The sequence below is a fragment of the Herbaspirillum frisingense GSF30 genome (assembly GCF_000300975.2).
In the GTDB taxonomy this organism is placed as follows: Bacteria; Pseudomonadota; Gammaproteobacteria; order Burkholderiales; family Burkholderiaceae_D; genus Herbaspirillum; species Herbaspirillum frisingense.
In genome coordinates, this window is record NZ_AEEC02000053.1 from 1 (window position 1) to 22930 (window position 22930).

The following is a 22930-nucleotide window of genomic DNA, read 5'->3' on the forward strand; positions in this document are numbered from 1 at the left end:
AACGGGATTCGATGCAAGTGGGGAGGGGGCAGCCTTCCCACCCGGGGTGACCGGATGCCCGTATCAGATGTCCAGCTGGAACTGCTGTAGTTGACCCGGTTGTGCAAGCCGCCGCCGCCATCCAGACGGTTGGCCGCGGCATTGCCGTAGAAGGTGTCGTTGCCACTGCCGCCGGTGACGTCCTGGATATTGGTATAGGTATCGCCATTGGCCAGGCTGCCCGTGCCGCCGCTGCCGGCGCTGGTGACCAGGTTGACGGTCTCGTCCACGCTGGAATTGGCACTAGTCCTCCGTACACGGTTGTGGGTACCGCCGCCACCGTCGAAATTGTTGGCTGCGGCGCTGGCGACAAAGGTGTCGTCGGCGCTGCCGCCGGTGACGTCCTGGATGTTGGTGTAGGTGTCGCCGTTGGCCAGGCTGCCAGTGCCGCCAGTACCTACGCCGTTGAACAGGTCCACCGTTTCGGACACGGTGGAATTCTGGTAGCTGACGCGATTATGCGAACTCGCCGTGCTGGCGCCACCGTCGATATTGTTCGCGGCGGCGCTGGCGATGATCAGGTCGTCACCCGAACCACCGGTGACGTCCTGGATGTTGGTATAGGTATCGCTCTGGGCATAGGTGCCGCTGCCGGCACCGGTAAACAGGTTGATGGTTTCGCTGCTGGTGGAATGCGCATAGCTGACGCGGTTGTGCAGGGAGACGCCGCCACCGTCGAAGTTGTTGGCCGCCAGGCTGGCCACGAAGGTATCGTCGTAGATGCTGCCGGTCAGGTCCTGGATGTTGGAGAGCTTGTCGCCGGCCGCGTAGCCGCCCGAGGTACCGGTGCCGTTGGTGTAGCTCAGGTCCACCGTCACGGCGGCGTCCGAGTTGGCATAGCTGACCCGATTGTGGGAGGTGGCCGTGCTGCTGCCGCCGTCGATGCTATTGGCCTCGGCGCTGGCGATGATCACATCGTCCTGGGCGGAACCCACCACGTTCTGGATGGCGGTATAGCTGTCGCCGGCGGCAAAGCCGCCGCTACCGGTGCCGGTGACCAGGTTGATCGTCACCGCGCCGGTCGAGAAGGCGTAGCTGACCGTATTGGAACCCAGCCCGCCATTGAAGACATTGACGTTGTTGTCGGCGATGAAGGTATCGTCATAGGCGCTGCCGATGACGTTCTGGATGCCGCTATAGGTGTCACCTGCGGCAAAGCCGGTACTGCCGGTGCCGTGGAACAGGTCGACGGTGACGCCATTGCCATCGCTGGCCTTGGCATAGCTGACGGTATTGTTGCCGGCACCGCCGACGAAGGCATTGGCCGCCAGGTTGGCAATGAACAGGTCGTTGTAGTCGCTGCCGATGACGTTCTGGATGTTGAGGTAGGTGTCGTTGTCGGCATAGCCGCCACTGCCGCTGCCCTGCACCAGGTCGACCGTCACGGCGCCGTTGGAACGGGCGTAGCTGACCGTGTTGGAGCCGGCGCCACCGTCGAAGTTGTTGGCTGCCAGGTTGGCCACGAAGAGGTCATTGCCGGCGCCGCCGGTGAGGTCCTGGATGTTGACCAGCTTGTCGCCCTGGGCATAGCCACCGGAGGTGCCGGTGCCGTCAGCGTAGTTCAGGTCCACCGTCACGGCGGCGCTGGAGGCGGCATAGCTGACGCGGTTGTGGTTGGAGCCACCGCCGTCGAAGCTGTTGGCCGCGGCACTGGCGACGAAGGTATCGTCGTAGACGCTGCCGATCAGGTTCTGGATATTGGTGAAGGAGTCGCCCGCCGCATAGTAGCCGCCGGTACCGGTGCCGATGGTATTGGTCAGGTCCACCGTGACACCACCGGTCGAATAGATGTAGCTGACCGTATTGGAGCCGCCCCGGCCGTCGAAATTGTTGACGTCGGCACTGGCGATGAAGATGTCGTCGTAGGCGCTGCCGATCAGGTTCTGGATGTGCGCCAGCACGTCGCCCTGGGCGTAGCCGCCGGAGGTGCCGGTGCCATCGGTGTGGGTCAGGTCGACCGTCACGGCGCTGGCGGAAAACTCGTAGCTCACCGTGTCCGAGCCGCCCAGGCCGCCGTTGAAATTGTTGGCTCCGACGCTGGCGATGAAGGTGTCGGAATACGAGCTGCCGACGATGTTCTGGATGTTGGCGAAACTGATGTTCTGCGCATACCCGCCGCTGCCGGTCTGGGTGATCATGTTGATGTTGACCGCGCCGGTGGAAGCGCCGAAGTTCAGGGTATCGGAACCGCCGCTGCCGCCGTCGATGCGGCGCGTATCCACGCCGACGATGAAGACGTCGTCGAAGGCCGAGCCGATGGCATTCTGGATGTGGTTGTAGCTGTCGCCCTCGGCATAGCCGCCGGTGCCGCGACCGGAGACGAAGTTGATCGACACGCCGGTGGTGGAGCCGGCATAGCTGACCGTGTCATTGCCACCGGTGCCGCCATCGAAGGTATTGACGTCCACGTTGCCCACGAAGGTATCGTCATAGGCGCTGCCGATGACGTTCTGGATGCGTACGTAGCTGTCGCCCGCCGCTGCGCCGCCGCTCCCCAGGCCGCTTTGCAGGTTGACGTTCACGCCGGCATTGGAATTGGCGTAGGAGACGGTATTCGAGCCCAGGCCGCCGTCGAAGCGGTTGGCATCGCTGCTGGCCACGAAGAGATCGTTGTAGTCGCTGCCGATGGCGTTCTGGATATGGGTATAGGTGTCGCCCTGGGCGTAACCGCCCGCGCCGGTGCCGGTGATCAGGTTGACCGTTACGGCCGCGTTCGAAGACACGTAGGACACCGTATCGGAACCGCCACTGCCGCCATCCAGGCGGTTGACCACGGCATTGGCGACGAAGGTATCGTCGAAGGCACTGCCGCGCAGGTTCTGGATGTTGGAAAGCTGGTCGCCCTGGGCATCGCCGCCACTGCCCAGGCCAGTCACCAGATTGACCGTCACGCCGGCGCTGGAGCCAGCGTAGCTGGCCGTGTTGACGTTGGTACCGGTGCTGTTGACGCCGCCCACCAGCTGGTCAGCGCCGGCACCGCCCTGGAAGAAGGTATTGCCACTGCCACCGTAGATGATGTCGTTGCCGCTGCCGCCATAGAGCAGGTCATTGGCATTGCTGCCGTAGATGGTCACGCCACCGTTGCCGGCATGTACCTCGTGCGGTGCGCCCTGGGCCGGCAACACCAGCACCGGGTCGCCGGTGGCCGGATCGAGGTAGCTCAGGTCGCCATAGACGGTGGCGTCCTTGACGGCGACGTGGCGCACATCGACCAGGGTCTGCGGACCGCGCGAGGTCGAGACCGTGGTGGTGAAGGTGAGATCGAAGGCCTGATGCACCGGCGAGGAGGCATTGGCTTCGACCGTGTTGTACTGCAACTGCATCGGGAAATCGGTCTGGCCGGCAGCCACCGTCATCTCGTAGCGACCGCCGCCGAGATCGGTGGCGTTGACGATGGACATGTTGGCCGGCACACCCGAGACGATCACCGACACCACGTTGCCATTGCCGGTGATGGTGACATCGAACACCTTGATGAAGGTGCCGGCATTGTTGCCGGCGGCATAGATGGTGCGCACATCATTGCCGGCGTTGATCACCTGGGTGCTGAACTGCAACGGCAGGCCGGCATCAGTGGCCGATTGCGGAATGCCGCCGCTGCCGTAGAGGACGTCGCCGGTCTGGGTGATGGTGGCCAGGTTGACCAGCTTGATGGCCATGGCCGGCTGCGAGGGGTCGACCTGGATCGGCGGCGAGGGAATCGAGCCGGGCCGCTCGGGCGGCACCTGCGGTTCGGAAGGCTTGACCGGCGCATCGTTGGAACTGGGATTGGCAGGCGGCGAGAACACCGGTGGCGTATTGGCCGTCAGGTTCTGCGACGCCGCCGCGGTGGCGCCCACCGTGGTGTGGGTGGTGTCGCCCCCCACCACTGCACCGGCCGAACCACCGGCCTTGCTGGTGCCGTTGCTGCTGGTGGTGAGCGAGGCCGAATTCTCGCTGATGATCTGGGAAAACTGGCTGCCGCCATCGTTGCCGATGCTGGCCGCATTGCGGTCCACCGTGACCTGCTGGGCCGGTGTCACATTGGGCGGGACCGCCACCGGGTCGGAATTGAGGATGCGCGACTGGTCATTGGGCTTGAGCGCGATCTTGCCCACCGAATCGAGCAGCTTGCCGGTATCGGCGCTGGTATCGGCAAACTTGACCTTGGACTTGTCGTCCATCGCCTCGATGGCGCCCCCGGCCAGCACCACCTTGGTGCCGTCGGCCATGTGCAGCACCATGTCCACGTCCACCACCTGGACGTGCTGGACGGCGGCGCGGGTGGCGCTGACCTGGAAGCTGCCGGCCTGGTCGGGCATCACCACCCGTACCGGGCCGGTGACCTTGTCCGCGGAGTTCGCTTGTGATGAGCTTGCGGTTGCCATGTTTCCTCGCTATCGAAGATCGGTTCGAATCAGGTTCGCCGTGGGCTGCACGGCGTTACTGCAAAATCTGGGCCCGCGGCCCGTCGGCCACGATGCGGCCGCCGTCGATGACGACGATGCGGTCCATGTGCTGCAACAGCGCGGGGCTATGGGTGGCCACCACCAGCGTGCGCGGGCCGGCATAGGCCACCAGGCGCTCGATGATGCGGGCCTCGGTCTGCTGGTCCACGCCGGTGGTGGGCTCGTCCAGCAGCAGGATGCGCGGCGTGCTGGCGACCACCCGGGCCAGGGCCACCATCTGGCGCTGGCCACCGGAAAGATTGCCGGGCGCCTTGATGACCTGGTCCAGCCGCAGTTCGCCACGGGCGATCAGGTCGTCCAGCGAGGACACCGCCAACGCTGCCTCGTACACCTGCCCCGGCACGCGGTCGCCGACGAAGATATTGGCTGCCACTGTGCCATCGAAGAGGAAGGGTTCCTGCGGCTTGAAGCCGATGCAGCGCATGCGTACCTCAGGGGCATAGGCCGTCACGGCCACGCCATCGATGAGCACATGGCCCTCGTCGGGATGATGCAGCCCGGCCAGCGCACGCAGCAGCGTGGACTTGCCGGAACCGGAGCGGCCGACGATGCCGACCTTCTCGCCCGGCTGCACGGTCAGGGAGACATGCTTGAGGGTCGGGGTTTCCTTCCTGTCCAGGTGCAGCAGCAGGTTGCCGACCTGGATCAGGCCGCGCATTTCCTGGCGCAGCACGTCGGCGCTGACGGTCTCGGGTTGCGCCTCGAACAGCTGGTCGAACTCGGCGCGGGCGCGGCGGAACATCTCGATACGCCCCAGCAGTGCCGCCAGCGACGACAGCACCGTGGTGGCGCGGCTGATCAGGAGTGAACACGCAATCAACGCACCCACGGTCAAGAGATTGTCTTCCACCAAATAGACGCCCACCACCAGGGTGGCCACCGCGATGAAGGTATAGCCGACGCTGGAGATGGCGTAGCTGGTGTTCATCCAGTAACGGCTCTTGGCCTGGGCCACCGCATTAGCGGCGGCGTCGATCAGGAAGCTGCGCAACAGGCGGTCCTGCAGCGGCGTGGTCTTCAGGGTTTCCATGCCGTAGACGATGCTGGCGAGCTTGTCGACCTTGCCGGCACCGGCCTTCATGGCGGCATTGGCATAGTCGTTGGCCGGCACCTTCAGCAGGAGCTGCAGCGCCACCAGCACGGCCCCGCCTACCAGCAGCACCCACACCATGTGGCCGCCGATCAGGCCCAGCACCACCAGGTAGAGCAGCAGGAAAGGCAGGTCCACCAGCAACAGCATGTAGTTGGAGGACAGCAGGTCACGCGCGGCCGAAAGGTCGCGGTAACGTGCCAGCACCACCCCGACCGGGGCCTGCACCTTGGCGGTCAGGAGACGACGTGCCGAGACCTCGTCGAACTCGGTATCCAGGCGCCCGGCCAGCTGTTCGGTGTAGTACACGCGGATGACGCGCAATACCATTTCCAGCGCCATGAACAGCAGCATGCCCAGGGTCAGCGCCCAGAGCGTCTCGGGAATGTGGTTGCCCAGTACCTTGTCGTAGATCAGCCGCGAATACAGCGGCATGAGCAGGCCCAGCAGGTTCACCAGCACCCCGGCCACGATGATCTCGACGAAGCGACTGCCATAGGCGCGCAACAGCGACAGATAGCTGGGGTCCTGCCGCAGGTCCTGCAGGACCTGCGGTTGATCGATGTGGACCTGTTCGCTGGCGTTCATGATGCGGTGGTGACTCTCTTATGCCCGGTTATGCCGCGATCAGGCCTGGCCGCCACGGTTGGCGGTGGTGATTTCGCGGATGGCTTCGCGCAGCTCCAGACGCAGGTCCTTGACCATGGTCTGGCGGCCGCTGCGCATTTCGTCGATGACGGTCTGCCAGTTGATGTTCTGGCGCATCAGGGCTTCGGTGATGGAGGTCAGCGATTGCGGGATGGCGCCCAGGTTCTTGACGCGATCGTTCTGGGTCGCCATGTGCTTGGCCAGGTCGATCTGCAGCTGGCGTGCCGACAGCGCGTCGCGGGCCATGTTGCTGGAGTTCTCGCCGATGGTGTTGCCCAGTTCGTTCAGGCGCGCTGCGACGGTGGCCTGCAGTTCGCCCTGGTACTGGATGGCGCCCATCTCGTCGGCCAGGCGCACGGAAATCTGGTTCAGCAGTGCCGGCAGTTGCGCGATGTTCTGCGCGTTCTTTTCGTTCATGTTGGAGATTTCGCCCTGCTGCGTCTGCAGCGAGCTCAGCGCGGTGGACAGTGCCAGTTGGCCGGCCTGGATGGTGGTGACGATCTGCGGCAGCACTTCGAAGGTGCGGTTGGCGATGTCGCCGTTGACCGAGAGGCGTTCTTCCAGCGAGGACAGGCTGTCGGAGAGGTCGCGGGCCGAGGTGATCTTGGTATTGATCAACTGTCCGACGGTGCGGATCTCTTCCAGGGTCTGCTGCGCGGTTTCGTGCATGCGCGGGCCGAAGGCCACCAGCTGGCGCAGGCTGCGCGATTCTTCCATGCTGTCGTTGAAGAGCTGGACGATGTTGTTCAGGCGGTCATTCAGGCCTTCAAGCTTGATGCCGGCCTGCAGCGAGGCTTCCGAGCTGTTGCGGGCAGCCATGATGGATTCGCGCTGCAGGACCATCAGATCCTGCAGGAATTCGGCCAGGAAGGATTCGGACACGCCCTGGCGTTGGGTGGCAGCCGGACCGGTGGCGTCGTGCACCACGTGTTGCACCATGTCGCTGATGCATTCGCGGGCGCGGGCCACCAGCTTCTTGCTGGCCGCGCGCAGCGGGGTCAGGGTCAGGCCCAGCGCCAGCGAACCGATCAGGCCGAACATCGAGGCCGAGAAGGCGGTACCCATCGAAGCCAGCGGTTTCTGCAGGTCGGCCACCAGATGCATGAAGGAGGCATCCATGTCGCCGCCGGTGCTGGCCTTGCCGAAGCCGTCAATCAGCTCGGCAGTGCTGACCAGGGTTTCGAGCAGGCCGATGAAGGTCCCCAGCAGGCCCAGCGCGATCATGAAGCCGGTCAGGAATTGCGGGAACTCGGTCTTGGCTTCGAGGTGGGCGCGCAGGTCGTGCAGCGAACCTTCGATGGTTTCCTGTTCGATACGCGAGGTCAGGCGGCCCTTGGTGCTGGCCACGCTGACCAGCACCTGACCGATCTCGGTGCCCTCGAACTCGGGCGCCTTGACCAGGCTCTCCATGGATTCGCCGGACTTGGTGCGGTCATAGAACTGCATCAGCTTGTCGTATTCCCAGTTGACGCGGTACAGGTTGTAGCCGATCAGGCCGATCCCGAACAGCGCCACGGCGATGATGAACAGGTTCAGGAAGGGGTTGATCTGGATGGCATGCCCCACGAAGCCCCGGAACAGGAAGGCGCCCAACAGCAGCAGGAGCGTCGGGATGGCGGCAAGTGCATAGAACTGGCGAAGGTTTTTCATACGTGCGAGGTTCCGGAGAAAAGAACGCAAGGGATGTGGATGGTGCGGAAAACGTCAAAGGTCGCAACGCCCATCAGGGTGGGCGTGCGCGACCGGTGAAACCGGGGATGCAGGCGGTGCGGGGCGATCATCGCGGCTCCCGCAGGGCACCCTGGCCGAAGCGCGACAGGGGCGACATCAGGTACTGCCAGACGGTACGGCGACCGACGATGATGTCGGCGCTGGCGGTCATGCCGGGCATCAGGTCCAGCTTGCGCTGCAAGGCGCTGTCGCCGCGCTGCACGGCGATCTTGATGCGATAGCTGCGTTCGCCGCGCTGGTTGTTCTCGTCGGGCACGGTATCGGCGCTGATCTCGGTGACCACGCCTTCCATGGCGCCATAGACGCCATAGTCATAGGCCGAGACCTTGACCCGCGCACGGGCGCCGGTGACCAGTTCGGCACGGTCGGTCGGGGAGATGCGGGCTTCGATGACCAACTTGTCGTCGCTGGGGGTCATCTCGATGATGGGGTCGCCCGGGCGCACCACCCCGCCCACGGTATTGATCATGACGCGGTTGACCACGCCATCCATGGGTGCCTTGACTTCGGAGCGGGAGACACGGTCGTTGCGCGACTTGATTTCTTCCTGCAGGCGCGCCAGTTCGTTTTCGGTGGCGGTCAGGTCGGTACGGGCATCAGAGCGGAAGCGCGAGGAGGCTTCGCCCATCTTGGCCTGGGATTCGGCGATGGCCGCCTTCAGGCGCGGGATCATGGCATCGGTGGCGGCCAGGCGGCTCTGGGCATCCTGCACGCGGGCCGCAGCCTGGATGTCTTCCAGCTGGGAGGCGGCATTGCGCTCCAGCATGTTGTGGATCAGCTTGTACTGGCGCTGGGCCAGGTCGACCTCGGTGGCCTGGCTCTTCTGGCGGCTCACGGCCTCGCCCAGTTCGGCCTGGCGCTGGGCGGCCTGTTCGCGCAGCACCGACATTTCCTGCGTCAGCTTGGCGGCGCGGGCGGCAAAGGCGGCCTGCTCGCTCTGCACGGCCGGATCATCACGCTCGAGGTCGGCCGGCATCTGCAGGCTGGCCGCGCCGGAGGCTTCGGCCGAGAGCCGCGCCGTCCTGGCGCGCAGGCCGAGGATTTTCACACGGCCTTCGCCCAGGTCGGCATTGGCGCGCACGTCGGCAATGGAGATCAGGGTCTGGCCCTTCTTGACCACCGCGCCTTCGCGCACCAGGATGGCCGAGACGATGCCACCCTCTAGATGCTGGATCACCTGGTTATGTTCGGAAGCGACGATGCGCCCGCTGCCGCGCACCACCATGTCGATCGGCGCCAGGATGGACCAGACGACCAGCAAGGCCAGCAGCAGCGCGCAGGCCAGGACCGCCAGGCGCGGACGCGGCATGGCGTGCAACTGGCCCAGGCGGCGGTCCAGGCGCGGCGCCACGCGGCGCATGAAGCCCTTGCCGCGGGAGGCAATCCCGTGGTCGGCGCCGGGCTTGAGCGAGAGCGTCATTTTGCCGAGGCCTGATATTGCACGACCACGCGGGCGTCGTTGCCGCTACCATTCTGGTCGGTGGCCACGCGGCTGGTCACGCGCTCCTTGTCGACCCCGGCATCGATGAGGTAATTGCGCACGGCGACGGTGCGGTAGTAGGCGCGGCGGCGGCTTTCACTGTAGCTGCCACTGCCGATGACGCCGGTCACGACGATCTTGCCCTGGCTGGATTTGACGCGCCGGATCCAGTCGCCGATGCTCTTGTCGAGGGCCTTGCCGCCCTCTTCGTTCAACTGGGTGGAGTCGGCGTCGAAAGTGAGGGTGACCGCTTTTTCGTTGGCGTCGATGCGCAGGCCGGGGGCCACTTCCTTGTCATTGGGTTCGGTCTTGACCTGGATCGCGTTGGGGCTGGAGGGCGCGGCGTCGCTACGCAGGCTGCCGTTGTCGGACTGCAGCGGCGGCGCGGCCAGCTTGGCTTTCAGGGTGGCCACTTCGCGCTTGAGCTGTTCGATTTCCTTGGCCTTCTCGCGCTCGCCCGGTGTCTCAGCGGCGCTGGATGCGGCGCTGTTGGCAGCGCTGCTGGCACTGCTGGCGTTAGTGGGCGCATTGTCGTTCTGGCGCTCGGCCCCGCTGCGTTCGGCGGCAGCCACATCCTTCTGGGATGCCTTGACCTCACGCTGATTCTGGCTCTGCGTCTGCGAGATCAGCTGGCTGACCTTGGTCTGCGCCAGCTTCTGCGAGTAGTAGAACAAGGTCACCACGAACACCACCACCACGAAGATCATCACCAGCACCACGTTGGACAGTGCGTCCACGAAGCCTGGCCAGAAATTCTGTTCCCTTCCCCCCTCCATGTGTCCCCCGTCCTATTTCGCTGCCCGCGCGGGCAGGGTTTCCAGCGCCGAGGCGCGCCCCGTGTTGCGCAGGATCTGATAGCTGATGTCGGCCTGCTGGAACAGCAGGTTGGCAAAATCGGTACGCGCCTGGTAGGCCTGCTGGTAGGCATCCAGCACGTCCAGCAATTGCTTGCTGCCGGTGGAGAGCTGTTCCAGGAAGACATCGGCCACGTTGGCATTGGTCAGGTAAGCCTGGCGCGAGATTTCCATGCGCTTTCTCACCGCGCCCAGGGTGCGGTAATTGATCTCGATCTGCTCACGCAACTTGCGTTCCAGGTCCAGCGCGGTGTTGCTCTTTTCGACGTACTTGGCGCCGGCCTGCTTGGTGTAATAGACGTCGGAGCCACCGTTGAGCAGGTTCATCGACATCACCAGCATCAGGCGGCGGTCGGTGGTCTGCTGCAGGGCGTTGGTGGTAGTGTCGATAGCCCCACCCACGCCACGGCTCTTGATCTGGGTCCATTCCAGGGCCAGCGTGGGCGAGAACTTGGCACGGGCCGACTTCAGTTCCTGGTTGGCCGCATCCAGATCGCGCCGCGCGGCACGCACGCCGGGATTGGTGTCGTAGACGTCCTGCAGGGCGATCTTGGACGTATCGGGGACCACCGGCATCATGTGGTCGGGCACTTCCAGCTGCTCGATCTTGCGGCCGGTGACCTGGTTCAGGGTCACCATGGCGCTTTCCAGTGCCCCTTCGGCTTCGGCCACGGCGGACTGGGCAGTCAGCGAGCGGCCGCGCACGCGTTCGAAATCGATGCGACTGGCGCCGCCGCCTTCGAGGCGCTTGTTCATGTAGTCCAGCAAGGCGCTCATGCGCTGCGAATAGCTGCGGGCAAAGGACAGCGAGGCGTATGCCCGCATGACGTCGTAGTAGGCCTTGATGGCGTTGTAGTACAGGGTCTCGCGGGCGTCGTCGCGGCGCAGGTCGGCGGCATCGGCCAGGGAACTGGACTTGCGGTAGTCGTAGTAGGAGCCAGGCGCGAAGATGGGCTGGCGGCCGATCAGCGTGACGTCCCAGCGCTTGTGGTAGTTCGCACGCTGCACCAGGCCGGTATTGGGGTCGAGCACGGAGGAAGGCGAGGAATACTCGTTGCCCTTCTGCGCCCGCACGTCCAGGGTCGGCCCCATCTGTCCGGCGGTGGCCCTGGACGCATAGCGGGCCTGATCGGCCTGGGCCGCCGTGGCGGCATAGCTGTAGCTGTTGTTGAGCGCCAGGTCGAGTACGCTGCGCAGGTTCAGGTCAGGGACGACATCGCCCTCGGAGACGATGCTGATCTGGGGCAGCGCAATCAGGTTGCCGGAAAAGCCGGGATCGGACTGGCGCAGCAGCAGCAGGATTTCGTCCTGCGCCGAAGGTGCCGGGGTATCGGCGGGCAAGGCCGGCAGGCGATAGTCGGCCAGCGCCGGACCGGCCGGATCGGCGCCCAGGCGAATCTGGGGCGGTACATCCAGGGTGCCGCCGTTCTGTGGCGGTACGTTCACCACCGCTCTGGACGCTGCCGGCGGCTCCGCCGGTAGCGGCGGGTTATCTGCAGACCGTGCCACCTGGGGCGCGGTCAGTCCGAGTGAAACTGCGAATATGAACTGTTTGCTCTTGAGAACTCTCATCAACGCGATCAGCCGGTACCGGACCGGCCTCCCCTGCCCCAAAACACCCTTAGGAAAGAATCGCCAGCCAGCGCTGCGATTCCAGTTATCAGGCACGGGGACTCATATTCTTCGTCTTTGCAAGTCCCGGCCTGGCCCTCTGCTTCCGCTCTCCCTCTTTGGGGAAAAACGAAAATTATTACCATTTTGTCAAAACAATTCTATCACTCGAGGATTGCAACTCAATTACAAATAACGGCAAAAAACCGTTTAATTTCAATTGACTTGATAAAAATTAATAGTCGCAATTATGGTGATCTTGTTGCCGCCGTGCCATCAGGAAATTCCGCAGAAGACCAAAGCGCTGAAAAACTCTTTAAAAATGCTGTTGAAAAACCACAAGTCTCTCCCTATATCCAGCCCACAGGCGATTGCCGCAAGCTATTCAACTCATCCATTTCTTCAATAAGGACACAAACATGGCCACCGAAAAACAGACCATGGGCTTCCAGGCCGAAGTCAAGCAACTGCTCCAGTTGATGATCCACTCGCTGTATTCGAACAAGGAAATCTTCCTGCGCGAGCTGGTCTCCAACGCCTCCGACGCGGCCGACAAGCTGCGCTTCGAGGCGATCAACAACGCCGGCCTGTACGAAGACGACCCGGAACTGAAGATCAAGATCAGCTTCGACAAGGCCGCACGCACCATCACCATTTCCGACAACGGCATCGGCATGAACCGTGAGGAGGCCATCTCCCACCTGGGCACCATCGCCAAGTCGGGCACCAAGGAGTTCTTCTCGCGCCTGTCGGGCGACCAGCAGAAGGACGCGGCCCTGATCGGCCAGTTCGGCGTGGGCTTCTATTCCGGCTTCATCATCGCTGACCGCATCACGGTCGAGACGCGCCGTGCCGGCACCCCGGCCGCCGAAGGCGTGCGCTGGGAATCCGAAGGTGCCGGTGATTTCTCCATCGAGCAGATCGACAAGCCGAGCCGCGGCACCGACATCATCCTGCACCTGCGCGAGGGTGAGGACGAGTTCCTCTCGGCCTGGCAGTTGAAGTCCATCATCCGCAAGTATTCCGACCACATTTCCCTGCCCATCCTGATGCACAAGGAAGAATGGGACGAGGAAAAGAAGGAAACCGTGCAGAAGGACGAGCTGGAGACCGTGAACCAGGCCAGCGCGCTGTGGAGCCGTAGCAAGTCGGAAGTCACGCCTGAGCAATATGAAGAGTTCTACAAGCACGTCTCGCACGATTTCGGCGCGCCCCTGGCCTACACCCACAACCGGGTCGAGGGCCGCAGCGAATACACCCAGTTGCTCTACATCCCGGCGCGCGCCCCGTTCGACCTGTGGGACCGAAACAAGCGCGGCGGCATCAAGCTCTACGTCAAGCGCGTGTTCATCATGGACGATGCCGAGCAGTTGATGCCGGTGTATCTGCGCTTCGTCAAGGGCGTGATCGATTCGGCCGACCTGCCGCTGAACGTCTCGCGCGAAATCCTGCAGGAGTCGCGCGACGTGCGGGCCATCCGCGATGGTTCGGCCAAGCGCGTGCTGGGCCTGCTGGAAGAGCTGGCCAACAGCGAGGACCAGGCGCAGAAGGACAAGTACGCCACCTTCTGGACCGAGTTCGGCCAGGTGCTCAAGGAAGGCATCGGCGAAGACGCGGCCAACAAGGAGCGCATCGCCAAGCTGCTGCGCTTCGCTTCGACCCACAACGACAGCGAGGTGCAGAACGTCTCGCTGGCCGACTACCTGGGCCGCATGAAGGAAGGCCAGGACAAGATCTATTACGTCACCGCCGAGACCTTCCAGGCGGCCAAGAACAGCCCGCACCTGGAAATCTTCCGCAAGAAGGGCGTGGAAGTGCTGCTGCTGACGGACCGCGTGGACGAGTGGATGCTGTCCTTCCTGACCGAGTTCGAAGGCAAGGAACTGGCCTCGGTGGCCAAGGGTGGTCTGGATCTGGGCCAGCTGGAAAACGAAGCCGAGAAGAAGCAGCACGAAGATACGCAGGCCGAGTACAAGGATCTGGTGGAGAAGATGAAGACTGCCCTGGCCGACAAGGCCAAGGACGTGCGCGTGACCTTCCGCCTGACCGACTCCCCGGCTTGCCTGGTGGCTGACGAGAACGAGCTCTCGGGCAACCTGGTACGCATGCTGAAGGCGGCGGGACAGGCCGCACCGGATTCCAAGCCGACCCTGGAAATCAATCCGGACCACCCGCTGGTGCAGCGTCTGAAGTATGAAGAGGCGCGCTTCGACGACTGGTCGCACATCCTGTACGACCAGGCCCTGCTGGCCGAGGGTGGCGCCCTGGCTGACCCGGCCAGCTTCGTCAAGCGTACCAATGACATGCTGCTGGCCATGGCCGGCAAGTAAGCCATAGCAGCCTGGCGCCCGGGTTCGGGTGCCTGCGCCAGAAACGCCGCCGCGCACCGGTCACTCCGGACGCGGCGGCGTTTTTGCATGGAGGCTTGCCGGGTTGTCCGTGCATGGTTAACATCGCCCCCATCCAGTCGCCCCTCCCCTGCTCCCGCCCGTTTCCATGGAATTGCACTTCATCAATCCCCGCAAGAATGCCCTGGCCTACCTGGTCAAGATCCTCTCCGGCTGCCTGATCCTGTGGTACGGATTGCGCGCCCTGGGCATCGCCGAGCCCTACTGGGCCATGATCTCGCTGATCATCGTCACCGAACCGGACATGACGGTGGCCAAGGCCAATTTCCGGGCGCGGCTGATCAATACCATTTCGGGCTGCATTGTCTCGTGCATTGCCCTGGTGGTATTCGGCCCGACCTTCCTGGCGATGCTGGTGGCGCTGACTGCGGCCGTAGTGGTGGCCATGCTGCTGCAGAACTATCCCAGCAACTGGCGGCTGGGCCCGGCGACCGTGGTGATCCTGCTGTCGGCGGCCTTTACCGGCCAGGGGCTGAGCCAGGAATTGCATCTGGCGCTGATGCGGGTGGGCGAAGTCATCATCGGCAGCACGGTGGCGCTGCTGGAGACGGTGATCTACATGTGGCTGCTGAAGCTGCGGTCCAAGCCGGAGGATGGGGATGCTGCGAACTCCTGAAAACGCCCTGCTGAGGGGACCACGGGTACTGCTACGTCGGTGGCGACCGGATGATCGAGGGCCGCTGGCTGAGCTCAATGCCGATCCCGTGGCCATGCAGCATTTCCCGGCTCCGCTGAAGCGCTCGGAGAGCGATGCATTGGCGGATCGCATCGAAGCGCATTTCGACATGCACGGTTTCGGCCCATGGGCGCTGGAAATACCGGACGTGGCCGAGTTCGCGGGGCTCGTGGGCTTGATGCAGGTGGGATTTGAAGCGCATTTCACACCGGCCGTGGAAATCGCCTGGAGATTGGCGCCGGCGTTATGGGGAAAGGGTTATGTGAGTGAGGCAGCGCATTGTGCCTTCGATTACGGGTTCCAGGCACTGCATTTATCCCAGATCGTGGCATTCACGATCCCGGCGAACCTGCGCTCGCTGGCGGTAATGCAAAGGCTGGGAATGCACACGGACGTGCAGGACGACTTCCTGCACCCACGGCTGCCCGTGAATCACCCGTATCGCATGCACCGGCTATACCGGATGGAGAGGCAAGCCTGGCTGACGCGGGCTTGCTCCTGAACTGCGCAAGGACAAAAAAAGCAGGACCGCAGTCCTGCTTTTTCTGATGCGGTGACGCCGATCAGTGGGTCACGCGGGTGGTACGGCCGTTGGAGAGCAGGCGCACGCGCTCGCCGATACGGAACGGCTCGTCGGCATCCTGGGTGATGGCACGCAGTTCGCCATTGTCCAGGCGCACGGTGATTTCCAGGCCGGGACGGTTGTTCAGGTGGGCTTCAGCCTGGTTGCCCAGCACGCCGCCGGCCAGCGCGCCGACGATGCCAGCTGCCAGGGCACCGTTGCCGCCACCGATGTTGGAGCCCGCGGCGATGCCGCCCAGTGCGGCGCCACCGAGGGTACCGATGCCGCTGGAACCCTTGTCGATGGTCACGTTGCGGATCGATTCGACCACGCCCATGCGCACGGTCTGCTCACCCTGCGCCTGGCGGGAGTTGTAGACGCTGGCCGAATTGGGGGTCACTGCGCAGCCGGCCACCAGGGAACCCAAGGCTGCAATCACAAGCAATTTCTTCATAACAAAAACACTCCAACTGAAATTTTGGCCCGTCTCCGGGCAGCGTGGAAATGGCATGCATCCTCGCAAACGCGCCATGAATACGCGTCGGCGGTCGATACCGTCCATCTGCGACATCTTAATACAAAGCGCGCCCGATCCGGAAATGCTGCGGCTGCCCGCTTCAGTACGGGATATGCCAGCGCCGATAAAGGAAGGCCAGTACGAACAGCGGCCCGATCAGGAGGAAGCGCAAATCCTGGAAGAAGGAGGGCTTGCGCCCTTCGATCCGATGGCCGACGAACTGGCCGATCCAGGCCAGCACGAAGACCACGACAGAGACCGGCAGCACCGCACCTGCGGGCAAGCGCGCCAGCACGACCAGCATCAGCGCCGACATGGCCAGCATGCCCACGGCAAAGGGCGGCGACAGGCGCAGGTAGTAAGCCAGTGCGCCGGCCGCGACCAGCAGTGCTACCGCCGGCGAGATGAGCCAGCAAAGACCCAGCACCGCAAACACGATGGCCGGCACGCAGATGCAGTGGATCAGCTCGTTCATGGGGTGCCGGTGGTGCTCGCCGTAGCGGGCCAGCAACTCGTCGATACGACGGGGTGAAATCGTGCTATCCATGCTGGCTCTCCGCTGGAAAGGAAACCGGCCGGCCTCAACGGCCGCCGGAGACGTCGATGAAGGTACCGGTGGCGTAGGAGGCCTCGTCCGAGAGCAGCCAGAGGATGGCATGGGCGACTTCCTCGGCAGTGCCGCCGCGTTTCATCGGGACGGCGCCCTTGAGACGATCGACCCGGCCGGCTTCGCCGCCGCTGGCATGGATGTCGGTATAGATCAGGCCCGGGCGCACGCCATTGACGCGAATGCCCTCGCCCGCCACTTCCTTGGACAGGCCGATGGTGAAGGCGTCGATGGCCCCCTTGGAGGCGGCATAGTCGACATATTCGCCCGGCCCGCCCAGCTTGGCCGCCATCGAGGACAGGTTGACGATGGCCCCACCCTGGCCGCCATGGCGGGTAGACATACGCTTGACCGCTTCGCGCGCGCACAAGAGGCTGCCGGTGACATTGGCGACCAGCACGCGGGTGATACGCTCGGCGCTCATGTCTTCCAGGCGGGACTGGTGTTCAAGGATGCCGGCATTGTTGACGAGGGCGCTCACGCGGCCGAGCTGCTCGTCTACCGTGGCATAGAGCCGCAGCACGTCCTCCTCGCGGGACACATCACCGGCCACCGTGATGGCGCGGCCACCGGCGGTGCGGATGCGTTCGGCCACCGATTCGGCGGCGTCACGGTTGCTGACATAGTTGACGCATACCGCATAGCCGCGCTGGCCCGCCAGCAAGGCGGTTGCCGCACCGATGCCACGGCTGCCGCCCGTGACGATGATGACCTTTTCTGTCATGTCCTGTCTCCCTTGGATGAAATGCCCGAACGCGCTGGCCCGGGGGATGATTACGCTAAGATGTGCATTTTGCCGCAAGCGCGCGGCATCTGCAGCCGCCGGTCATTGTGCCGCGTCCAGATGAGTGCGGCGCTTGCTGAAATTCTTTTCATCCAGACGCAATCATGCCCGACCGCAAAAACGCCCGGCGTGCTGCCGCCTTGACCCCGGCATCGGTAGCGGAGTCCAGCAACGCTACCCACGCGCCGGTAGCCTTCACCGCCAGCGATCCGCTGCTGGCGAGCTTTCCGCCGGTGGTGGCGCAGGACACGCACACCCTGATCCTGGGCAGCCTGCCTGGCGCCGCCTCGCTGGCCCTGCACCAGTATTATGGCCATCCGCGCAATGCGTTCTGGCGCCTGGTGGGCGAGGTGATCGGGGCCGATTTGTATGGGATGGCCTATGAAGCCCGGCTGGCGACGCTGCTGGAACACCGCATCGGCCTGTGGGACGTGATCGCCAATGCGCGACGTCTGGGCAGCCTGGACAGCGCTATCCGCGATCACTCCCAGAACGACCTGCAGGCGCTGTTGGCCACCTTGCCGCAATTGCACACGATTGCCTTCAATGGCGGGACGGCGGCCAAGCTGGGACTGGCGGCCTTGGGGTCGCATGCACAGCGGTATCGGATCGCCCTGTTGCCGTCCAGCAGCCCGGCCTATGCGGCGCTGGCATATGCGCAGAAGCTGCAGCGCTGGCGCGATGCATTGACCGGATCCGCTTGAGGCCTGCTGGTCCTTTGCAGCGCCCGCACCCGGCGTTCACTTACGGAAGAACAGGTAATCGTAGAACTCGCCTGACAAGCCGCCATTGAAAATCAGATACTGCAAGGCCTTCGCGAAAAACACGATGGCGCCGAAGACGATGGCCAGCTTCAGGCAGAGGATGAGATTCTTGATCATGCCGGCAGTTTAATGGAGGCCGGCGCGGTTGGCATGAAAAAACCGCCCCGGAAGGCGGTTCGGCTCGTGCTTGCCGCCCGACTCAGAAGGCGGGGACCAGCGAGCCCTTGAATTCGGTCTCGATGAACTTGCGCACTTCCTCGGAGTGGTAGGCCTGCACCAGTTTCTTGGCCCAAGGCTTGTCCTGATCTTCGGCACGGGTGGCGATGATGTTGGCATAGCGGCCGCGCGGGTCTTCGACGGCGATGGTGTCCTTCTGCAGCGATAGACCGGCCTTGTAGGCGTAGTCGTTATTGATGGAGGCTGCGGCCAGGTCGTCCAGCGAGCGCGGGAGTTGCGCGGCGTCCAGCTCGATCAGCTTGAGCTTGCGGGGATTGTCGATGATGTCCAGCGGCGTGGCGTTGACGCCGTTTTCACCCACGCCCGGCTTGAGCTTGATCAGGCCGGCTTTCTGCAACAGCAGCAGGGCGCGATTGCCGTTGGAGGGATCGTTCTGGATACCGATATGGGCGCCGTTGGGCAGTTGGTCGACCGACTTGAACTTGCGCGAATAGATGCCCAGCGGCGCGGTGATGGTCAGACCGACTGGCACGATCTTGTAGCCGCGCGCGGCGATCTGGCTTTCCAGGTAGGGGCGGTGCTGGAAGGCATTGGCGTCAAGGTCGCCCGCTGCCAGTGCCGCATTGGGCTGCAGATAGTCACTGAAGACCACGGTCTGGATCTCCAGTCCATCGCGAGCGGCGACTTTCTTTACCACATCGAAGATGGCCTCGGCGCTGCCGACCGAGATGCCGACCTTGATCTTGGTCTTGTCCTGGGCGTGCGCCAGATGGGGCGCGACCGCCAGGGTCAGCGCAGCAACGACTGCGATGCGCTTGATGAATGCAGCGAAATGCATGGTGACTCCGAAAATGATGAGGTCTGCATCCTCACATGTAGCCAAGCCCGGAAGAAGGAATGAATCCGCATGTCGATATGCGGCAATTGCAGGCAAGGCGCTGGGCATCGGTCAGGCAAGGTATCATTCGGCATCCGTCGGCACGCCCTTCTCTTCGGGATGCTGCGCCAGATTCTTATCGAAAATGCTCATCAAAAGAAAATCCATCGAGGCCCAGGCCAATACCAAGGCGGGACCCAATCGCCGTCGTCAACAACTGGACGCCGACAGCAACAAGCCGCGCAAGCCCAAATACGCACCGGTCACGCTCTCCGAACTGGACGGCGTGCGTTATCTGCACTTCGGGACTGAATGGGTGCAGGGCGCCATGCGCATCCGCAAACCGGACTGGATCGAACTGGAATATGCGCAGCAGATGATGGCGTGGATGCTGTTCAACGGTGCGCCGCGACACATCGTGCAACTGGGGCTGGGCACGGGTGCGCTGACCAAGTTCGGTTATCGGCAATTCCCGCAGGCGCAGGTGACGGCGGTGGAATTGAACCCGGCGGTGATTGCGATTTGCCATAGCATGTTCAAGCTGCCTGAACCGGACGAACGTCTAATGATCATCGAGAGCGATGCCATGGATTTCATCGTCCATGCCGCCAGTCACGGCATCATCGATGCGTTGCAGGTCGATCTCTATGACGCCACGGCGCGCGGGCCGGTGCTGGATAGCCCGGAGTTCTACCAGGCCTGTTACGACAGCCTGGCGCCGGGTGGCGTGATGACAGTCAACCTCTTCGGCGATCATCCCAGCTACGCCAAGAACCTGCACGCCATGGAGTTCGCCTTCGACAAGGTGGTGTCGCTGCCGGAGGTCCACGATGGCAACGTGGTGGCGCTGGCCTTCAAGGGACAGATCGTGTTTGATTTTCCGGAACTCTATGCGCGGGCGGCCTTAATCGAGGCCCAGACCAAACTGCCGGCAAAGTCCTGGGTGAACGGTATCAAAGCTGGAGATTGAGCGTAAAGGGGACTGCGCAATAGCCTGGCATGGCCTTGTTGCAATGGCGCGATCAGTGCGCGCCATTCGCCACAAAACAGAGGGCTGGATAGCTTGTTAGTGCCAAGAGATAAAATATTTTTATCTTTTTCCCAAAAAATGCTTGCACTGCCCCCTACCCCCTCCTATAATGCGCTCTCTCTTGCAGCACTGCAGCAACAACGAAGTGCAGCAACGGGGCGTTAGCTCAGCTGGTAGAGCAGCGGACTCTTAATCCGTAGGTCCACAGTTCGAATCTGTGACGCCCCACCAAAATTTCAAAAGGCCTCTCGTATCGAGGCCTTTTTCACTTCCAGATTGACCTGCATTGGCAGGAACATCTCGGGGCGTTAGCTCAGCTGGTAGAGCAGCGGACTCTTAATCCGTAGGTCCACAGTTCGAATCTGTGACGCCCCACCAATACAAAAGGGTTACAGCCTGCACAGGTCTGTAACCCTTTTTTCATTTCCACCATTCCCGGTTTGTTGATCAAGCCACTACATCGGCGAGATCAGCTCACACGCCTGAGTGGCGGTTTGGTAACAGCCTGGAAGCAAAGCTCCTTTCACTGTCAGCAAGATCAGCTCGCATAGACGACATGACTTGCCGGGAAATGAAGCAATCTGCTGGCTACCAAAACGGGGCCGTACGACTTCGGACAAAAGCAACTCCGCAAATGCCAGGCCTTCACTAAAGCCGAATATCGCTTGATGCAGATATCGCTTGATGCAGAGCTGCCCGGAACACAATTCCCCATATCGACCCGCCGACGTGCGAGGAAGTCATGAATAGGCCCAGCGATGGTTTTCGTGGTCTCGACGCGGCACCGCGAGGTGATGCTCCAGGGCGAAGCTTGCCAATCGACCTGAGGCTTCGGAAAACAGCACAAGGCGCCCCCCCCCCTCCGGCTCAGCGCCCGTCCATTCGGTCCGGGCCCGAGGTCGGCGTGGTTGAGTCGCCACCAGCATCGACCTTCGGTGCTTCGGGAGGCACTGATTTGCGGCGACCCGGCTTGCCACGCTTGACGTCCTGAACAGCGTAGAAGTCGCGCTTCTTGCGTGTCGCCAGCGACATGCGCGCCATTCCTTGCAGCAGTTGCACAAGCAAAGTGCGGGTCGGTGCATCGACACTGCGATAGCAGGAGATCAGTTCACTCTCCTGTGCCGTCGGGAGCACGCCTCGCGTGCCGGTCAGCACATAGGTGACATCGATGCCGATCGCCACGAGGCCATGCAGGTAGTATGCGTCCGGCGCGGTTTCGCCGATCTCGTACTTGATCTGGGTGCGGGCGGTGATCGCCAGTTCGTCAGCCACGGACTTTTGGGTGTGGCCACAACGGCTGCGTTCTTTCGCCAACCGATCGCCAAGTATTGTCAAATATTCAGTTTTATTCGATGACATCTGAAAACGACCTCTCCTAGAATGTTTCTCTCGAATCAATAAGCCAGGAGACATCTTATGGCAGGCAAGCAACAAACCGAACGTATGCCCGCAAATGCGTCGGCACGTCTGGTGAATTTTCGACTTACCGAGGTTGAACTTGAGGAGGCTAACCACTTTGCGGCACAAACTTACCGATCCCGGGCACTGTTCATCAGGATGATGTACTTGCGAGGCCTGCAGGCCTTCCAGGGGGATCTGGATGAGCAATAGAGGCGGCGCTCACACCGAACGCGCCTCCCCCCGCTAACCAGACAAATGTGAACAGCCTTCGACCCGCCGCCGCAGAAAATCGCAGACTGCCTGCAGAACCTGCTCCGGCTGCTCCCGATGAGGCACATGGCCGCAGCGGGACAGCACCAGGCATTCGCGTCCCTGCTGCCCCTCTACGCCGATGCTGGCAATGCGCTGCGGATGCGCCAGTGATCCAAATTCATCCAGATCGCCATGCAGCGCCAGCACCGGGCAATGCACGCGGGCCAGGGCTGCATCCAGCGACCAGCCGGCAAAGCCTGGATCGAGCCAGGTGTCGATCCAGGCATCGAGCACCCACCGTGCTTTCCGCACGTCGTTGTCGTGGTACTTCGCCAGCCGCAATACCTGGGCCGGGTCGGCGAAGCTGTTACGCGCCGCGCGTATGCCTTGCAGCGTTTGCTCTTCCACAAAGGCCTGAGCCGATTCAGTGATGACGGCCACCACCTGATCCGGCAATTGGGACGCGGCCGAGATGGCCATTCCGCCGCCCACGCTATGACCGAACAACACCACGGCGCCCAGTTCCAGCTGCTGCAATACGGCGGCCAGCCACGGCCGGGCCTCGGCGGCGACGAAATCAGATGGAAGCCGGTCATTGCGCGCATCGGAGGCACCAAAGCCATAGCGATCGTAAGCGACCACGGCGCAACCGGTACGCGCCGATAATTGCGCCGGAAAGTCCCGCCAAAGGGCCAGCCCACCGAGGGATTCGTGCATCAACACCAGGGCCGGACGGCCCGGCTTGCGCTCACCCCAGAGACAGGCCTGCAGGGTGACACCCTCGACCTTCACCTCGAACCGGCATGATTGCGGCGCATTCACGTAGACACCTCCACCAAAGAAAAGGCGCACCCAAGGGTGCGCCTAAACAGCCTTCAAGGGGTATGCCTCCCCCTTAATATACCGGACACGCTGTCAGCCACGGCGACGTGCGAGCCCAAGTATCATGCGGATCGCACGCCTGACGCGAAGTC

At 63.0% G+C, this 22930-nt stretch carries 19 protein-coding genes and 2 tRNA genes; 8 read left to right on the top strand and 13 right to left on the bottom strand.

What is annotated here, in order from left to right; all coding sequences use genetic code 11:
* The 6 genes from HFRIS_RS22855 to HFRIS_RS22880 all read right to left on the bottom strand — a co-directional run.
* A partial coding sequence (locus HFRIS_RS22855) for a beta strand repeat-containing protein (protein WP_006465391.1) occupies positions 1-4340 on the bottom strand: 4340 nt, incomplete at its 3' end.
* Between the two features lie 121 nt (positions 4341-4461).
* Positions 4462-6165, bottom strand: coding sequence for a peptidase domain-containing ABC transporter (locus HFRIS_RS22860; protein ID WP_006465392.1), 1704 nt, complete (start codon positions 6163-6165; stop codon positions 4462-4464).
* Positions 6166-6204: 39 nt separating this feature from the next.
* Positions 6205-7875, bottom strand: a complete 1671-nt coding sequence (locus HFRIS_RS22865) for a hypothetical protein (protein ID WP_006465393.1) — start codon at positions 7873-7875, stop codon at positions 6205-6207.
* A 127-nt stretch (positions 7876-8002) separates the two neighbouring features.
* The gene (locus HFRIS_RS22870; protein WP_006465394.1) at positions 8003-9376 is read right to left on the bottom strand and encodes an HlyD family type I secretion periplasmic adaptor subunit; all 1374 of its coding nucleotides are present in this window, start codon (positions 9374-9376) and stop codon (positions 8003-8005) included.
* Positions 9373-10212: an OmpA family protein gene (locus HFRIS_RS22875; protein ID WP_006465395.1), complete on the bottom strand. Its 840-nt coding sequence runs from the start codon at positions 10210-10212 to the stop codon at positions 9373-9375. The genes HFRIS_RS22870 and HFRIS_RS22875 overlap by 4 nt, the downstream gene beginning before the upstream one ends.
* A gap of 12 nt (positions 10213-10224) precedes the next feature.
* Positions 10225-11739, bottom strand: a complete 1515-nt coding sequence (locus tag HFRIS_RS22880) for a TolC family protein (protein WP_006465396.1) — start codon at positions 11737-11739, stop codon at positions 10225-10227.
* 581 nt (positions 11740-12320) lie between these two features.
* Here HFRIS_RS22880 and htpG point away from each other — a divergent pair.
* The 3 genes from htpG (at position 12321) to HFRIS_RS22895 (ending at position 15487) form a co-directional block, all read left to right on the top strand.
* Positions 12321-14231, top strand: a complete 1911-nt coding sequence (gene htpG / locus HFRIS_RS22885) for a molecular chaperone HtpG (protein WP_006465397.1) — start codon at positions 12321-12323, stop codon at positions 14229-14231.
* A 166-nt stretch (positions 14232-14397) separates the two neighbouring features.
* Complete coding sequence (locus tag HFRIS_RS22890) at positions 14398-14925, top strand: FUSC family protein (protein WP_006465398.1); 528 nt, start codon at positions 14398-14400, stop codon at positions 14923-14925.
* Positions 14909-15487, top strand: coding sequence for a GNAT family N-acetyltransferase (locus HFRIS_RS22895; RefSeq protein ID WP_006465399.1), 579 nt, complete (start codon positions 14909-14911; stop codon positions 15485-15487). The genes HFRIS_RS22890 and HFRIS_RS22895 overlap by 17 nt, the downstream gene beginning before the upstream one ends.
* A 61-nt stretch (positions 15488-15548) precedes the next feature.
* Here the strand turns inward: HFRIS_RS22895 and HFRIS_RS22900 are convergent, their stop codons facing one another.
* The 3 genes from HFRIS_RS22900 to HFRIS_RS22910 all read right to left on the bottom strand — a co-directional run bounded on the left by HFRIS_RS22900 (position 15549) and on the right by HFRIS_RS22910 (position 17395).
* The gene (locus tag HFRIS_RS22900; RefSeq protein ID WP_006465401.1) at positions 15549-16001 is read right to left on the bottom strand and encodes an outer membrane lipoprotein; all 453 of its coding nucleotides are present in this window, start codon (positions 15999-16001) and stop codon (positions 15549-15551) included.
* Between the two features lie 163 nt (positions 16002-16164).
* The gene (locus HFRIS_RS22905; RefSeq protein WP_006465403.1) at positions 16165-16611 is read right to left on the bottom strand and encodes an Mpo1 family 2-hydroxy fatty acid dioxygenase; all 447 of its coding nucleotides are present in this window, start codon (positions 16609-16611) and stop codon (positions 16165-16167) included.
* Between the two features lie 34 nt (positions 16612-16645).
* Complete coding sequence (locus HFRIS_RS22910) at positions 16646-17395, bottom strand: SDR family oxidoreductase (protein ID WP_006465404.1); 750 nt, start codon at positions 17393-17395, stop codon at positions 16646-16648.
* Positions 17396-17559: 164 nt separating this feature from the next.
* Between HFRIS_RS22910 and HFRIS_RS22915 the strand changes: the two genes are divergently transcribed.
* Positions 17560-18159 (top strand): DNA-deoxyinosine glycosylase, encoded by a 600-nt coding sequence (locus HFRIS_RS22915; RefSeq protein WP_006465405.1) that lies wholly within the window; start codon positions 17560-17562, stop codon positions 18157-18159.
* A 36-nt stretch (positions 18160-18195) separates the two neighbouring features.
* Here the strand turns inward: HFRIS_RS22915 and HFRIS_RS25635 are convergent, their stop codons facing one another.
* Both HFRIS_RS25635 and HFRIS_RS22920 read right to left on the bottom strand, forming a co-directional pair.
* Entirely contained in the window at positions 18196-18336 is a 141-nt protein-coding gene (locus HFRIS_RS25635) for a hypothetical protein (protein WP_166757875.1), read from the bottom strand.
* Between the two features lie 82 nt (positions 18337-18418).
* Positions 18419-19234 (bottom strand): MetQ/NlpA family ABC transporter substrate-binding protein, encoded by an 816-nt coding sequence (locus HFRIS_RS22920; protein WP_006465406.1) that lies wholly within the window; start codon positions 19232-19234, stop codon positions 18419-18421.
* Positions 19235-19418: 184 nt separating this feature from the next.
* Here HFRIS_RS22920 and HFRIS_RS22925 point away from each other — a divergent pair, with 184 nt between their 5' ends.
* The 3 genes from HFRIS_RS22925 to HFRIS_RS22935 all read left to right on the top strand — a co-directional run bounded on the left by HFRIS_RS22925 (position 19419) and on the right by HFRIS_RS22935 (position 20681).
* A complete protein-coding gene (locus HFRIS_RS22925; protein ID WP_006465407.1) occupies positions 19419-20243 on the top strand; it encodes a class I SAM-dependent methyltransferase in 825 nt (274 codons plus the stop codon).
* 215 nt (positions 20244-20458) lie between these two features.
* Positions 20459-20534, top strand: a tRNA-Lys gene (locus HFRIS_RS22930).
* A 71-nt stretch (positions 20535-20605) separates the two neighbouring features.
* A tRNA-Lys gene (locus HFRIS_RS22935) sits at positions 20606-20681 on the top strand.
* 489 nt (positions 20682-21170) lie between these two features.
* Here HFRIS_RS22935 and HFRIS_RS22940 read toward each other — a convergent pair.
* On the bottom strand, positions 21171-21662 hold the full coding sequence (locus HFRIS_RS22940; protein WP_209443043.1) for a helix-turn-helix domain-containing protein: 492 nt from the start codon (positions 21660-21662) through the stop codon (positions 21171-21173).
* Positions 21663-21719: 57 nt separating this feature from the next.
* Here HFRIS_RS22940 and HFRIS_RS22945 point away from each other — a divergent pair, with 57 nt between their 5' ends.
* Positions 21720-21914 carry a hypothetical protein gene (locus tag HFRIS_RS22945; RefSeq protein ID WP_006465409.1) on the top strand — a complete coding sequence of 65 codons (195 nt, stop codon included), beginning with the start codon at positions 21720-21722 and terminating at the stop codon, positions 21912-21914.
* A 33-nt stretch (positions 21915-21947) separates the two neighbouring features.
* On the opposite strand, the gene HFRIS_RS22950 is transcribed toward HFRIS_RS22945, so the two are convergent.
* Positions 21948-22778: an alpha/beta fold hydrolase gene (locus HFRIS_RS22950; RefSeq protein WP_006465410.1), complete on the bottom strand. Its 831-nt coding sequence runs from the start codon at positions 22776-22778 to the stop codon at positions 21948-21950.
* Positions 22779-22930 lie beyond the last annotated feature (152 nt).